Origin of the sequence: uncultured Chryseobacterium sp. (genome assembly GCF_936933875.1) — a bacterium.
Taxonomy (GTDB): Bacteria; Bacteroidota; Bacteroidia; order Flavobacteriales; family Weeksellaceae; genus CAKZIK01.
Window position 1 is genome coordinate 1 of sequence record NZ_CAKZIK010000052.1, and the last position, 15132, is coordinate 15132.

Genomic DNA, 15132 nt, shown 5'->3' on the forward strand with positions numbered 1-15132 from the left:
TAGCCATAGCGTCGATTAATTCAGACTTGTTCATAATATTTATTATTAAGGTTAGTTTTCTATAAAAGCAAATATAATACTATTTTAATATTGTGCAAATTTTTTTAAAAAAAATCATGAAAAAACTATCATTATCATAAGATACGTTAAAATTTCACAATTGAAACGTAATACGTAATTTCGTGTTTTCTTTGTGCTAATATTATGCCAAACGCTTATCAGTAAAGGGTTTTTAAATATTTGTTTAATTATTTTCAAGATTATCAAATTCAAAATTTCATATCAATTATGAACGCTTTGTAATTTATTTTTGATGTTTTGATAGAGAAAGTGTGCTGTTATTGGTTTTTAAGGAAATTTTAAATTTTTGCCATAAAGATTTTTTATTCAGCATTTCAATAATTTATTAATAAATTTGCGGCATGTTAATAGAAGTTTTTAAATCTAAAATTCACAGGGTTAGAGTTACCTCTTCTGATCTGAATTATATTGGAAGTATTACCATAGATGAAGACCTTTTGGAAGCATCCGGAATTATGGTTGGCGAACGCGTTTACATCGTCAATGTAAACAACGGTGAGCGTTTTGATACCTACGCTATCAAAGGAAAGAGAAAATCCGGTGAAGTTTGTTTGAACGGACCTGCTGCAAGAAAAGTACAGAAAGGAGATATTATTATCATTATTTCATACGCACAGATGTCGCCAGAGGAAGCTAAAGATTTCCAGCCGAAAATTATTTTCCCTGATGAAAAAACTAACCTATTAACGTAAGTTTTGGAAAATCAGAAAAAGAATAATCCGGTAAAAACACTTTTAACCATTGTAATTTCTATTGCAGTGGCTGTTTTTTTTATGTGGCTGGCTTTCCGCGGCTTAAAGTTCGGGGAAATTAAAGGATATTTTGCCAAAGCCAATTATCTATGGGTTGCAGCTGCGGCTGTTTTTGGAGTTTTGGCGTACTGGTTCAGAGCAATTCGCTGGAATCTTCTGTTTGAGCCATTAGGTTATAAGATTTCGAATTCGAATTCATTTTGGACAATTGCTTTTGGATATTTGATGAATTTAACCATTCCAAGAAGTGGCGAAGTTGCAAGAGCTACGGCTTTATATGGTGTTGAAAAAGTTCCGGTGGACAAATCTTTCGGGACAATTATTTTGGAAAGGGTAGTGGATTTAATCTGCATGATTGCGTTCCTTGGATTAACCCTGATTTTTAAATATGACGCAATTCTCGCGTTCTACAAACAATCGAACATCAATATTTCTCCCAATAAAATTTTCGTAATTTTAGGAGTTTTAACGGCGGGAGCTATTGCTTTTTTTGTTTTCAGAAACCGTTTTATCAATGTTCCGGTTTTAGGAAATGTCATTAAAATTATTAATGGAATTTTGGACGGCGTTTTTTCTATTTTTAAACTGAAACAGCCGGTTCTGTTTGTTGTTTATTCCGTTGCAATCTGGATTTGCTATTATTTAGCAGCTTATTTAATTTGTTTTGCACTTCCGGAAACCTCACATTTCACCTTTGCGGATGGTTTTTTTGTTATCGTTGTTGGAACTTTAGGAATGATGATTCCTGCTTCTGGCGGAATTGGAGCCTTTCATTTTGCGCTGAAACTTGGGATTGGCGCATTATTCCTATCGATGGGGAAATCTTTTGCTGAAGGTGAAGAAGTTGGTTTAGCATATGCCTTCATTTCGCATACCATGCAATTGGTTTTGATGGTAGTTTTAGGATTTATTTCAATACCTATTTTAACAAAAGCGAGAAATGCAGCTTCGAAAAACGAAAAATTTCAATAATTGCCAATATGGCAGTTTTTAGTTTAAAGGCAAGATAATTGTGATATTGAAACCAATTTTTAAATTAAAACATCCAACATTATGAATATAGACAATAATCAAGCAGTAACGCTAAAGTATCTTTTGAAAACCGATGACGCAAACGGAGAAAAAGTTTTGGTAGAAGAAACTACCAAAGAAAATCCGCTTTCCTTTATTTACGGAGCTGGAATGATGATCCCGAAATTTGAAGAACACATTAAAGGTTTGAAAACCGGAGATACCACTTCTTTCACCATTCTTCCTCAAGATGGTTATGGTGAACTGAATCCTGAAGCAGTAGTGCAATTGCCACTTGATATGTTCCAGGGACAGGAATTACCACCGGTTGGAGCCGTTTTGCCACTTTCGGACAATCAAGGAAATAATTTCCAGGCTTTTGTGGTGGAAGTTACACCAGAAGCCGTAATTGCAGATTTAAATCACCCAATGGCAGGAAAACCTCTTCATTTTGAAGTTGAAATCCTGAACAACCGCGAAGCTACCCCCGAAGAACTTTCGCACGGACACACGCACGGAATTGACGGACATTCAGGACATTAATTTCTGAATTAAAATAGAAAACGCCCGATTTTTTCGGGCGTTTTTTTTTGTTTTTCACAGAGTTTAAGGAGTTTTATTTCTTGAGTTTCACAAAGTATTATTATTTTTCGAAAATGAAATCTGCGCAATCTGCGAGAAAATTAATTTCAGTAATCTGTGAAAATCTGTGTTATCTGTGGGACAACTATCCAAAAGATCTCTTCAACAAACTTTCCACTTTCGGCTCACTTCCTCTGAAATCTTTATACAATTCCATCGGGTCTTTTGTTCCGCCAGAAGAAAGCAAAACTTTGTATTTTGCCGCAATTTCCGGATTGAAAATTCCGTTTTCTTTAAAATATTGAAAAGCATCAGCGTCCAAAACTTCCGCCCATTTGTAAGAATAATATCCAGCAGAATATCCACCTTGAAATATATGCGAAAAACTTGGACTCATCGCCGTTTCTGGATTGCTTGGATATAAATTGGTAGCTTTTGTTTCTTCTGTTTCAAAAGTTTTGATATCAGCAATTTTATCCAATTTAGAATGATACGCCATATCCAAAAGTCCGAAGCCTAACTGTCGCAACGTTTGGTAACCTTCCATAAAATTCTTTGATTCAGAAATTTTCTGAATTTTTTCATCCGGCAAAACTTCGCCGGTTTGATAATGTTTCGCGAATGTTTTCAAAAATTCCGGTTCGTAGCAGTAGTTTTCCAAAAACTGCGACGGAAGTTCAACAAAATCCCACTTCACAGAAGTTCCCGACAGATTTGGATATTGAGTATTCGCCAAAACGCCGTGCAAAGCGTGACCAAATTCGTGGAAAAGCGTCGTAACTTCATTGAAAGTCAGCAAACTTGGCGTGTCCTTCGTCGGTTTTGAAAAATTGCAAACCACAGAAATATGCGGCCTTGAATTTTCTCCATCTTTCTGATACTGATTTTTATAACTCGTCATCCAGGCCCCTGCTCTTTTGCCTTTTCTCGGGTGATAATCCGCATAAAGCAAAGCTTTGTATTCGCCGTTTTCCTTAATCTCATAAGTTTTAACTTCCGAATGATATTTCGAAATATCGTTTCTTTCCTCGAAAGTCAGTCCAAAAAGTTTATTCGCTAAACCAAAAACCGCTTCCTGAACTTTTTCAAGTTGGAAATAAGGTTTCAGTTCTTCATCATTCAAATCAAATTTTTGTTTGCGAAGTTTTTCAGCATAAAAAGTATGGTCATAACTTTGAATTTCCTCAATTCCATCGCCTTTCGCGAGCGTTTTTAGTTCTTCTATCTCTTTTTGAGCGAATGGAGTTGCTTTCACTAAAAGTTCATTAAGAAATTCCTGAACTTTGGTTGGACTTTGTGCCATTCTTTCTTCCAAAACGTATTCCGCATAGTTTTTATAGCCTAAAAGTTGGGCTTTTTCGTGACGAAGTTGCACAATTTCTTTAATTAAATTTTGATTGTCCCATTCACCGCCATCAAAGGATTTTTTTCCGTTAGCTAAAGCCAGTTCTTTTCTCAACTCGCGGTTTTCAGCGTAGGTCATAGCTGGAAGATAGCTTGGATATTTAAGCGTAATCACGTAACCTTCGAGATTTCGTTCTTTCGCTTCTTCAGCAAACTGTTCCAAAATAGGTTCAGGAATACCTTTCAGTTCTTCCTTGTTTTGAATATGTTTGAAATAAGCATTCGTAGAAGCCAACACATTTTGTCCAAACTGAAGAGATTTTACAGATAAATCCATATTGATTTTCTCGAGTTTTTTCTTGTCTTCATCATTCAAAAGTGCACCACTGCGAACAAAACCTTTATATGTTTCTTTCAACAATGTTTGCTGTTCTTCATTTAAATCATAGTTTTCCTTTTCATCAAAAACAGTTTTAATTCTTTCAAACAGTTTTTTATTTTGAGAAATTTTAGAAGAAAATTCTGTTAAAAGTGGAGAGACTTCCTGCGCAATTTTCTGCATCTCATCATTGGTTTCAGCAGAATTTAAATTAAAAAATATATTCGAAACCACATCCAATTTTTCACCGGAATAAGCCAGCGCTTCAATCGTATTCGCAAAACTTGCAGCTTCAGTATTGTTGGTAATTTCATCAATTTCTTTTTCAGAAATCTTGATTAGCTCTTTAAAAGCCGGAAGAAAATCTTCGTTTTTAATTTGGTCGAAAGGTGGAGTTTGAAAAGGCGTATTAAATATTTCTGTAAGTATATTGGACATTATTTTTTGAAATTTTGAATTATAAATTTTAGATTTTAAATGTTGAAATTTACGAAATTTAGGGAAAATAGCGCGAGCGAAGCGAGCGTCAGTAAAAAATTTAGTATCATGTCCTGAATGCGACATAGTAATTTTGGGTCGTTAAGAAATTTTAAATTATTTTCGTTAAGAAATTTACATTGTTTGAGTGGCGACAATAATTATTGTAAACAAAAACCTTTTCTTACCGCCTGAGTTTGGAAATTTTAAAAAATATTTTGGAATTTTAGCGGAAAAACCCAAGTCTTAAATTTTTGGTTCTTTTGTTTCAAGACAAATCACGAAGTGATTCGCTGATTTCATTAAAAAACAATGAAAAATATTGAAGCAAAAAAATAGCAAGAAATAAATGTCGTTGCGAGGAATTGAATGACGAAGAAATCTGTCGTTTTCCCAGAGGATTGCCTTATTACACTGCGTTTCATTCGCAATTACAATCTACATAAGCGGACTTTGGACCGCTTTTTCTATGACTAAAATCAGCACTTTCCACAATCATTTTTCTCTAAATTTGTCAAAAATTATTCAATGTCGCACCATTTATTGCTCATTCTTCATCTTCTCGGCGCCTCAATTTGGGTAGGTGGCCATTTAATTTTAGCCATCGGGATTTTACCCGAAGTTCTTCGCAAAAGAGACCCCGAAATTCTTCTTAACTTCGAAAAAAAGTACGAAAAAATAGGAATGCCGGCTTTACTGGTGATGGTAATTACCGGAATTTGGATGGCGTATCAATTTGGATTTGGCATATCAACGTGGTTTCACTTTGCAAATCCTTTGGAGACGGTTGTTTCATTAAAATTATTGCTGCTTTTCTCCACAGTTTTATTCGCATTAAGTGCGCAAATTTTTGTTCTGCAGAAACTTTCACCAAAAAATTTGAAATTAATGGCTTTTCACATTATTTCAGTCACAACACTTGGTGTTTTGATGATGGTTTTGGGAAGTTTCGTTCGTTACGGCGGAATTTCACTTTAAATTCTTTTCAAATTTTCATTTTATCTAAATTTTCTACATTAGTCAAAATTTTTGGCTGATGAACGATGCGGTTTACGACAAAAAAGCAATCCGAAACTTTGTGAAAGATATGATTTCCGGGAAAATTAAAACCATGGAATTTTATCTCAATTTCACATTGGAAGCCAGTCGCGACATCAAGAAAACGCCAAAATATGATAGTTTTCGAGAGGAAATGCAGGAAGAAATTTATCATTTGGATAAACAGATGTTTGCCCTGAAAAAAATGCAGAGAGATTTCGCAAAAGTGATACCGTCCAAAACTGAAATTGCACAACTCGGTTCCATCGTAATCACCAATAAAGCAAGATTCTATATTTCCGTAGGTTTGGGTGAATTTTTTTTCAACACCGACCGCTTTTATGCCATTTCTGAAGAAAGTCCGATGGCGCAAATCATGAAAGGTAAAAAAACGGGCGATGAATTTGTTTTGAATAAAATTCATCAGAAAATTGAGAAAATTCTGTAGTATCAATAGGATCAGGCTTTAGCCCGATTTTTTGTTTTGAAATATCTAATTCGCTTTAGCCAAAACTTATTTCCTTAATTTTGCTGATTATGAACGAAAGAGAAACTCTAAAAAATATCGTTGAACGAAGACGAAGTATTTTTCCAAAAGATTATACCACAGAAGAAATTCCACAAAATATTCTGGATGAAATTCTGGATTCCGCCACTTTTGCTCCAAATCACAAGAAAACAAAGCCATGGCGTTTCAAAACTTTCCGTAGTCTGGAAAAAATCGAACTCGGAGAAAAACTGGCTGAAATATACAAGCAAACAACACGTCCCGAAGTTTTCCTGGAGAAAAAATATCTGGATATTTCTGCAAAAATCAATAAAGCGGATACGGTTTTGGCGGTTTGTATTAATTTTTCAGGACTCGTTCCGGAATGGGAAGAAGTGGCGGCAACAGCGATGGCGGTTCAGAATATGTATTTGACTTGTACTGCAAATAATGTGGGTTGTTATTGGTCAACACCGGGAATGAAAGACTATATTTCGGATTTTCTTGGTTTGGAGGAGAATCAGAAATGTTATGGGTTTTTCTATATGGGTATGGTTTAGTTTTTAGCACAGAGTTTCACGGAGTTTTCTATGAGTTTCGCTGAGTTTTTGTTTTTCTCTAGCAGATTTTGCGGATGACGCAAATTTCTTTAACTTTTTATTTACAAAATTGACATCATTGAAAGAGAAACACGTTCCATATTCGTATCAAAAGGTTGTTCCTTGGATTTTAATAGCATTTCTTTTTGCTGTTGTCACACCACCTTTGGTTGCGCCTTTTCGATATGGAAGTTTAAGATGGATGTGGCAAGTCGGACTTTCCACAAGTTTTCTTCTTATAATCTTTGTAAATATAGCAGTAATTATCAATGCGGTTTTTACAGTAGTCGAATTTAGATTGACTGGAAAATATAATTGGTTTTGGTTTGTGTTTGGATTAATACCACTTCTATACTATCTTACGCTTTTTATGGTGGCAATACTTGTTCCTAGCCCTGATGTTCTATGTTAATCTGCAAATTTTTCAGGTTAAAATTTTTAATTTATTTTGAAAATCCTGTTGAAAAGCTGTTTTGTTTTTTACTACGCTGAAGCATATTCGTAGAAGTTTGTTGCATACTGCAATTAGTGCCAGTTTTTTTGCCTTTCCCTTCTCAAGCAGCCGCAGGTAGAGTTCTTTACATTTTTGGTTGTGCTTTATCGCCGTCCAGGAACAGACATAGAGGATGCTTCGAATATAAGTTTTTGAAGTTCGGCATTTTCCGGGTGAATAAGATTTCTTTCCAGATTGGTAAATTCTTGGAGCCAGACCAAAATACTTTACCAGAGATTTTGAAGAATGAAAGTTTTTAAATCCTGAAGTAGCAGTCATTAATTGGAGTGACGTTTTTTCGCCAATTCCCGATACAGACTGTAGCAGATTTTTAGTTTCTGTAAATTCCTCATCCTGCAACTGTGGCAATCTGGCTTCCACTTCCTTGATTTCTTTCTCCAACTGCTTTAAACGTTTTTCATAATGTTTCTCTGTTGAAGGATTAAGAACGGGATGGAATCTTAAGGCTTTTAATTTTACCGCGTAACGTCGCTTTTCTTCTTCCAGATCATTAAGAAGCTTTATTTCCTGATCCAGATATTCAATGTCCTGAGTTTTTGGAGTATAAAATTCCGGACGGAACATCTCTCCGTAATTCCTGATCAGTTTGGCATCCTCCGCATCGGTTTTCGTGATGATGTTTTTCATCCTTGCAAAATGTTTCACGGACATACAGTTAATCAGACTGCTTTCAAATCCTTTTCCTATAGAGAAGTGAAGCAGGCGGCTGCTGTAGTTTCCGGTTGCTTCAATCACAAAACAATAATCGCTTGGACAGATTTTAGACAGAAACGACAAAATGCTGCGCTCATTATTTGGCAAATTCAAAACCTGTTCTCCTTTTTCATCGTCCAGGAAACTAAGCGTTAAAAATTTGGACCCAACGTCCACACCAATTACTTTTTTCAATAAATTTGACATCAATTCTTTTTTTTGGAAAGAACGTTTTCTTCTGATCCATCATGGTAAAAGTTATTACCAACAATGTTCTATCCGGATTTGGAAGAAAACAACAGCAGGGGGATAAAATCAGGGGCGATATCTTAAGTATCAACGAAGCGTCTGCCTTACTCCTGCTGTTTTTCTTTCTAGTTAATATCATCAACTAATTTACTTCATTAATTATCCTAGTGCAAACTTACCATTGAACGGCGTGTTTGAGCTCTTTTTGCCAGAAATGGGGAAGCAAGGCGCAAAAAAGCGAGTAGTGAAAGCAGGTTCCCGGCTCCTAATCTTTAAGTGGGTGAGTTTGAGCGTGGATGAATTGGGAGTGAAATTGGTAAATTGTTACATTATTAGATTGTTACATCGGAAAATTTTCTTATTTTTGCACCTCAAAATAATTAACCGGGACGAGTTCCCACAAATTTTAATTTATGTCAGTAAAAATCAGATTACAAAGACACGGTAAAAAAGGGAAACCTTTCTTCCACATCGTGGTTGCAGATTCAAGATCAAGAAGAGACGGACGTTTCATCGAGAAATTAGGAACTTACAACCCAATTACAAACCCTGCAACAATCGAATTGAATGTTGACTCTGCTGTTCAGTGGTTGAACAACGGTGCACAGCCAACCGATACTGCAAGAGCAATCCTTTCCTACAAAGGTGCTATGTACAAAAAACACCTTCAGGGTGGTGTTGCAAAAGGTGCTTTCGACGAGGCTGAAGCTGAAAAAAGATTCAACGCTTGGTTGGAAAACAAAGAAAAAGCAGTAACAGGAAAAGTAGAAGGTTTGGCAACTGCGAAAGCAGACGCTAAAAAAGCTGCTCTTGATGCTGAAACTAAGAAAAATCAGGAAAGAATTGATGCTCAGAACGCGCTTCTTGCTGAAGCTAAAGCTGCTGAAGAAGCTGCAAACGCTCCTGCTGAAGAAGTTGTTGCTGAAGTTGAAGCTACTGAAGAGGCCGCTCCTGTTGCTGTTGAAGGTAACGAAGAGCCAATCGCAGAAGCTACTGAAGAAACTCCTGCTGCTGAAGCAGAAGGAACTGAAGAATCTCAAGCTTAATCAGACATTCTTTTCAGAAAAAATAAAGACGTCCGAATCTGGGCGTCTTTTTTATTTAAAGAACTTTATCTTTGCAATATGAGAAAAGAAGACTGCTATTTTTTAGGAAAGATTACACGCAGACATGGACTTCAGGGAAATGTTTTTCTGAAGCTTGATACCGATCAACCGGAAATGTACAACAAACTGGAAGGTGTTTTCGTGGAAGTAAACGGACTTTTAGTGCCTTTCTTTATCGCAAAACAGCAGTGGAGTAAAGGCGATACGCTGATTATTTCTTTCAAAAACTCTACTGAAGCTTTGGTGGAGCAAAGCCTTGGAAAAGATGTTTTTCTGCCTCTTTCTACGCTTCCGAAACTTTCGGGAAACAAATTTTATTATCACGAAGTTGTTGGTTTCGAAATCCGCGAAGAAGACGGAAAATCATGCGGAAATGTCGTTTCTGTAAATGACCAAACGGCTCAACATTATTTCATCTTAGATTTGGCAGGAAAGGAAATAATTATTCCTATGATCCGCGACTGGATTTTGGAGGTGAACCGTGAAGAAAAATTCATCAAAATGACTTTACCTGAAGGTTTGATGGATGTTTTTCTGGTTCCTACTAAAAAGGATGAATAATCTTTTTGCATTTTCTTTAATATTCCATCTTCCAACTAAAAGAGTATCTTTGCAATCCACAAGAAAGACGGTCTGTTGATTTCGTTTCGGCGAAGTAGGAAAGTCCGGACACCAAAGAGCAGCAAAGCGGATAACATCCGTCGGTCGTAAGATCAGGACCAGTGCAACAGAAAGAATGTATATTAATTTATAGTGAAATCAGGTAAACTCTTTGCGGTGCAATGGTAAGTATATCGGATTTTCTGAGCAATCAGAATAGGAGTTGCTCGCTCCAAAAACCGAGGGGTAACCAGCAAAAGTTGTGCAGCAATGTACAACGCAGATAAATAACAGACGCTCGCTTCGGCGAAGTACAGAATCCGGCTTATAGTTTTTCTTGTGGTTTTTCTTTCAGTTTTTCTGAAAACATTCTCAATCCAAATAATAAAATCCCGATTCCTGCAGCGAAAATCAGCCAATAGTATAGGTTGAAATTGAGTTGCTGTAGATTTTCATCAATGGTTCTTCCAAAATAATTGAACAGGAAAACATTCAGATTTGCCAAAGCATGAAGCAGGATAGAATACATTATTTGTCCTGATTTTAAATATAGAAAAGCACTGGTGATTCCTAGAATGAAGGGTGGTAACAAATTCCCAAAATTAGGCAGATGAAACGCTGAAAATAATAGTGTTGAAAGCACAACTGCGATCTGAGCCGAATATTTCTTTTTCAATTCAATCAATAAGAATTTTCTGAAAAAGAGTTCTTCAACAATTGGAGTAACAATTACACTCGAAACAAACGAAACATAAGCGGTGAAATTTAATTTGTGCTCTTCGTACGGAAAGCTTTTATACAGTTCTTCCGGAAGTTTAAATTTATAATACAAATCAAACAAAGGCTGCTCAATTATCGTAAATCCCAACGCAATAAAAACAATAGGAAAAAACAGACGTTCATCAAATCCATTAAACTTCGATATTTTAAACGTAAACGGATGGTTGATAAAATATTTCCAAACCAAAAAATAGCTTAAAATTAAGGCTGAAAACTGTAAAACAGAATGTATATCATTGATGAAGTCATGTTTTACAAAGAACAGCAGATACAATGCAATATATCCCGTCAAACCAATGCAGAAATAAAGAACAGCGGTAAGTCCGAGTGCTTTCAGAAAACTCATTGAGAATTATTCGCTTTCGAGCTGTTTTTTGGCTTCCTGAAGTCCTTTTAAATCAGCTTCAGATAGTTTTGGGTATTCCAGATCCATTTTTTCCATCGCATCAATAATAATCTGAATCGCAGCAACTCTCGCAAACCATTTATTGTCTGCTGGAATTACGAACCAAGGAGCATGATCTTTAGAGGTTTCGTTAATGGCTTCTTCGTAAGCATTCATGTATTGGTCAAAAAGTGCGCGTTCCTGCAAATCTCCGAGGGAGAATTTCCAGTTTTTTTCGGGTTCATCAATACGGTCCAAAAATCTTTTCTTTTGCTCTTTTTTGGATACATTCAGAAAAATTTTAATAATGGTTGTTCCGTTTTGGGCCAAATGTTTTTCAAAATTTCTGATGCTTTCATAACGGTTTTTCCAGAATTTCGCATCAAAATCATCAACAGATTTCCACACTTTTTCGCTTAAATTATATTCCGGATGAACTTTGCAAACCAAAACACTTTCGTAATGACTTCGGTTGAAAATGCCGATTTTTCCTTTCTCTGGAAGTGCAATATAATGTCTCCACAAAAAATCGTGCGAATATTCTTTTGAACTGGGCGATTTAAAACTCGTCACCTCGCATCCTTGCGGATTTACACCGCCAAAAACATGTTCTATTAAAGAGTCTTTTCCGGCTGCATCCATTGCCTGCAAAACAATTAGTAAAGATTTGCTTCCATCCGAATACATTTTTTCCTGAAGACTGCGGAGTTTATCTTTTTCGTCCTGTAGCATTTGCTCACCTTCTTGTTTAGTGAGTTTTCCACTGTATTCGGTTTCAAAATCTTTTAGAGAAAACTTTCCTTTTACGACATAATTGTCGCTGAAATCTGTATCCATCTGATTTTAATTTTAATTAAAAATAAAAAAATCGCCTCAATAATGAAGCGATTTTGTGTACTTTATTTGTAAAGTTTTATTTTCTTACTGCTACTTTTTAACAACTCTTTTCTTAGCTGGCGCTTTTTTACCGGTATTTTTAGGCTTTCCCGTTGCGGCTTTCACTACATCAGAGTTTTCGTTGGCATTAGCTACGGCAACTTCAGAAGCATTAGGATCTACTTTTCCTTTGATGAAGATTACAGATCTTCCATTTACTGGGTCGTTAGAATATACGTCGATAGATTTCTGGAATTCTCCGTTAATCTGTGTGTTGTAACCTACCTTAATTTTAGCAGTTTTACCAGGCATAATTGGCTCTTTGCTCCATTCTGGAGTAGTACAACCGCAAGATGCTTTTACTTCAGACAAAATCAAAGGCTTATCCCCAGTGTTTTTTACTGTGAAATATCTGTGACCTTCAGAACCAGTTTTTACAGTTCCGTATTCATAAGTTGTTTTGTCGAATGAAATAGTCTGTGCAGAAGCTACTGCTGCGAAACCAACAATGGCAAAAGCTGCGAATAATTTTTTCATATTTTTAGAGGTTTTTTAATCTATAATTAGATGAAATTCAATGGGCAAAGTTAAAAATTATTTTAATATTCGTTAAAAAATTTTTATTTACGTTATTTTTGCAAATTGTAAGCCAAAAAGAAAGATTTTATGCAGATTTCAGAAAAATATAATCCACCGGAAACCGAACAGAAATGGTACAGTTACTGGCAGGAAAATAAGTATTTTCATTCTAATCCGGACGAAAGGCCGCCCTACACAATTGTGATTCCGCCGCCAAACGTTACAGGAATTCTTCACATGGGACATATGCTGAACAATACGTTGCAGGATGTTTTGGTCAGAAGGGCAAGAATGAAGGGCTTTAACGCACTTTGGGTTCCGGGAACGGATCACGCTTCTATTGCTACCGAAGCCAAAGTGGTGGCAAAACTGAAATCAGAAGGCATCAATAAATCTGATATTAGTCGTGAAGAATTTTTGAAACATGCATGGGATTGGACCGACAAATACGGCGGAACAATTTTAGAACAGTTGAAAAAATTGGGTTGTTCCTGCGACTGGGACAGAACACGCTTCACGATGGAGCCAAAACTTTCGCAGCAGGTAATTAAATCTTTTGTGGATTTATACAATAAAGGTTTGATTTACCGCGGTTACCGAATGGTGAACTGGGATCCGGAAGCGAAAACTAATATTTCGGATGAGGAAGTAATTTTCAAAGAACAAAACGGAAAATTATTTTATCTAAAATATCAAATTGAAGGTTCTGAAGATTTTCTTTCTGTAGCAACAACGCGTCCTGAAACGATTTTCGGCGACACTGCCGTTTGTATCAATCCGAATGATGAAAGATACGCTCATTTAAAGGGTAAAAACGTCATCGTTCCGATTGCAAACCGCGTTATTCCAATTATTGAAGACGATTATGTAGATATTGAATTTGGAACAGGAGCACTGAAAATTACGCCGGCTCACGATACCAATGATTACGAAATCGGTCAGCGTCACCAACTTCCAATGATTGATTCTTTGGATGACGATGCGAATTTGAATCAGCACGGTCTGCATTACAACGGACAAAACCGTTTCGAAGTTCGTAAAGCGATTTCCAAAGAACTGGAAGAAAAAGGTTTGTTGCTGAAAGCCGAAGATTACGTCAATAAAGTAGGAACTTCCGAAAGAACAGGTGCTGTTATAGAACCTAAAATTTCGCAACAATGGTTCCTGAAGATGGCAGATATTGCAAAGCCTGCTTTGGATGTGGTAATGAATGACGAGGTGAAATTCCACCCTGAAAAATTCAAAAATACCTATAAACATTGGATGGAAAACATCCGCGATTGGAATATTTCGCGTCAATTGTGGTGGGGACAGCAAATACCTGCTTATTATTTTGGTGAAGGCGAAAACGATTTTGTTGTTGCTGAAACCATTGAGGAAGCGCTTCAATTAGCACAACAAAAAACTAATAACTTTCAACTGAAATCTGATAACTTAAGACAAGATGAAGATGCTTTAGATACCTGGTTTTCTTCTTGGTTATGGCCAATGTCAGTTTTCGATGGAATGTTGGATGAGAATAACGAGGACATCAAATATTATTATCCAACTTCAGATTTGATAACCGGTCCGGATATTATTTTCTTCTGGGTTGCAAGAATGATTATGGCCGGAATTGAATGGCGTGGCGAAGTTCCGTTTAAAAATGTGTATTTCACAGGAATTGTTCGTGATAAGCAACGCCGAAAAATGTCGAAATCCTTGGGGAACTCACCCGATCCAATCGAATTGATTGAAAAATACGGTGCAGACGGCGTTCGTGTAGGAATTTTGTTGAGTTCTGCTGCCGGAAATGATCTGTTGTTTGATGAAGATTTAATGTTGCAGGGAAGAAATTTCGCGACCAAAATTTGGAACGCTTACCGATTGATTCAAGGTTGGAATAAAGAAGATAAACCGGCAAACGAAGCAGAAAATAATACGATTGAATGGTTCGGAAATCAACTCAATAAAACCATTGTTGAAATTGATGATCAGTTTTCAAAATTCAGAATTTCGGACGGATTGCATTTGATTTACAAACTCATTTGGGACGATTTCTGTTCGTGGTATCTGGAAGCTATTAAACCTAATTACGGCGAAGGTATTTCTCAAGAAGTTTACGATAAAACAATCGCTTATTTTGAGGAACTGATGAAGTTGCTTCATCCGTTTATGCCTTTCCTAACCGAAGAATTATGGCAAAATATTGCGGAAAGAACTCCTGAAAACGCGTTAATTATTTCTCAGCAGAAAAAAGCTGAAAATGTTAATAATAAAAAACTCGAAGAGTTCGATTTTGCCAAAGAACTGATTTCCGGAGTAAGAAATTACCGCCAAAGCAAAGGAATTTCTCCAAGAGAAGAAGCGGTTGTTTATACGAATGCATTATCGTTTGAAAACGAAGCCATCATTAGAAAACTGGCCAATGTTTCGGAGATTAATTTCGCGCAGAAAACCGACAAACCAAGTTTTACTTTCTTGGTAGGAGCAACAGAAGTTTCTATTCCGTTAAGCGAAAATCTGGATTTGGGCGAAGAAAAAGCCAAAACAGAAGAGGAATTGAAATATTTAAAAGCCCTCCAGGTTCCAGAAATGTCTACCTTTTTGAGGGGAGGATG

14 protein-coding genes, 1 other RNA gene and 1 pseudogene are annotated in these 15132 nt (G+C 36.3%); 11 read left to right on the forward strand and 5 right to left on the reverse strand.

The annotated features are described in order from the left end of the window. The first annotated feature begins 422 nt into the window (after positions 1 to 422). The 3 genes from panD to Q0252_RS07735 all read left to right on the forward strand — a co-directional run bounded on the left by panD (position 423) and on the right by Q0252_RS07735 (position 2387). Positions 423 to 773, forward strand: coding sequence for an aspartate 1-decarboxylase (panD, locus tag Q0252_RS07725; RefSeq protein WP_297985089.1), 351 nt, complete (start codon positions 423 to 425; stop codon positions 771 to 773). Between the two features lie 3 nt (positions 774 to 776). Beyond that, entirely contained in the window at positions 777 to 1805 is a 1029-nt protein-coding gene (locus tag Q0252_RS07730) for a lysylphosphatidylglycerol synthase transmembrane domain-containing protein (RefSeq protein WP_297985091.1), read from the forward strand. A gap of 81 nt (positions 1806 to 1886) precedes the next feature. Next, positions 1887 to 2387 (forward strand): peptidylprolyl isomerase, encoded by a 501-nt coding sequence (locus Q0252_RS07735; RefSeq protein WP_297985093.1) that lies wholly within the window; start codon positions 1887 to 1889, stop codon positions 2385 to 2387. Positions 2388 to 2571: 184 nt separating this feature from the next. Here the strand turns inward: Q0252_RS07735 and Q0252_RS07740 are convergent, their stop codons facing one another. Next, entirely contained in the window at positions 2572 to 4587 is a 2016-nt protein-coding gene (locus tag Q0252_RS07740; RefSeq protein ID WP_297985095.1) for a M3 family metallopeptidase, read from the reverse strand. A gap of 567 nt (positions 4588 to 5154) precedes the next feature. Between Q0252_RS07740 and Q0252_RS07745 the strand changes: the two genes are divergently transcribed. The 4 genes from Q0252_RS07745 (at position 5155) to Q0252_RS07760 (ending at position 7162) form a co-directional block, all read left to right on the forward strand. Beyond that, the gene (locus Q0252_RS07745; protein ID WP_297985097.1) at positions 5155 to 5604 is read left to right on the forward strand and encodes a copper resistance protein CopD; all 450 of its coding nucleotides are present in this window, start codon (positions 5155 to 5157) and stop codon (positions 5602 to 5604) included. A 58-nt stretch (positions 5605 to 5662) separates the two neighbouring features. Next, on the forward strand, positions 5663 to 6112 hold the full coding sequence (locus Q0252_RS07750) for a hypothetical protein (RefSeq protein WP_297985099.1): 450 nt from the start codon (positions 5663 to 5665) through the stop codon (positions 6110 to 6112). A gap of 89 nt (positions 6113 to 6201) precedes the next feature. Further along, positions 6202 to 6711, forward strand: coding sequence for a nitroreductase (locus Q0252_RS07755; protein ID WP_297985101.1), 510 nt, complete (start codon positions 6202 to 6204; stop codon positions 6709 to 6711). Between the two features lie 118 nt (positions 6712 to 6829). Continuing rightward, positions 6830 to 7162, forward strand: a complete 333-nt coding sequence (locus Q0252_RS07760) for a hypothetical protein (RefSeq protein WP_297985103.1) — start codon at positions 6830 to 6832, stop codon at positions 7160 to 7162. A 12-nt stretch (positions 7163 to 7174) separates the two neighbouring features. Here the strand turns inward: Q0252_RS07760 and Q0252_RS07765 are convergent, their stop codons facing one another. Continuing rightward, positions 7175 to 8164, reverse strand: coding sequence for an IS110 family transposase (locus tag Q0252_RS07765; RefSeq protein ID WP_297985105.1), 990 nt, complete (start codon positions 8162 to 8164; stop codon positions 7175 to 7177). Between the two features lie 455 nt (positions 8165 to 8619). Between Q0252_RS07765 and Q0252_RS07770 the strand changes: the two genes are divergently transcribed. The 3 genes from Q0252_RS07770 (at position 8620) to rnpB (ending at position 10256) form a co-directional block, all read left to right on the forward strand. Further along, positions 8620 to 9252: a 30S ribosomal protein S16 gene (locus Q0252_RS07770; RefSeq protein WP_297985107.1), complete on the forward strand. Its 633-nt coding sequence runs from the start codon at positions 8620 to 8622 to the stop codon at positions 9250 to 9252. Positions 9253 to 9330: 78 nt separating this feature from the next. Next, a complete protein-coding gene (gene rimM / locus Q0252_RS07775) occupies positions 9331 to 9873 on the forward strand; it encodes a ribosome maturation factor RimM (protein ID WP_297985109.1) in 543 nt (180 codons plus the stop codon). 59 nt (positions 9874 to 9932) lie between these two features. Then, positions 9933 to 10256, forward strand: an RNA gene (gene rnpB / locus Q0252_RS07780) — RNase P RNA component class A. 161 nt (positions 10257 to 10417) lie between these two features. Here rnpB and Q0252_RS12310 read toward each other — a convergent pair. The 3 genes and pseudogenes from Q0252_RS12310 to Q0252_RS07790 all read right to left on the reverse strand — a co-directional run. Continuing rightward, positions 10418 to 11038, reverse strand: a pseudogene (locus Q0252_RS12310) (lysostaphin resistance A-like protein); the annotation flags it as partial. Between the two features lie 6 nt (positions 11039 to 11044). Then, positions 11045 to 11914: a polyphosphate kinase 2 family protein gene (locus Q0252_RS07785; RefSeq protein WP_297985111.1), complete on the reverse strand. Its 870-nt coding sequence runs from the start codon at positions 11912 to 11914 to the stop codon at positions 11045 to 11047. Positions 11915 to 12004: 90 nt separating this feature from the next. Continuing rightward, complete coding sequence (locus Q0252_RS07790) at positions 12005 to 12490, reverse strand: DUF1573 domain-containing protein (RefSeq protein WP_297985113.1); 486 nt, start codon at positions 12488 to 12490, stop codon at positions 12005 to 12007. 129 nt (positions 12491 to 12619) lie between these two features. On the opposite strand from Q0252_RS07790, the gene Q0252_RS07795 reads away from it, so the two are divergent. Further along, positions 12620 to 15132, forward strand: a 2513-nt coding sequence (locus Q0252_RS07795) for a valine--tRNA ligase (protein ID WP_297985115.1), incomplete at its 3' end; no start/stop codon positions are given.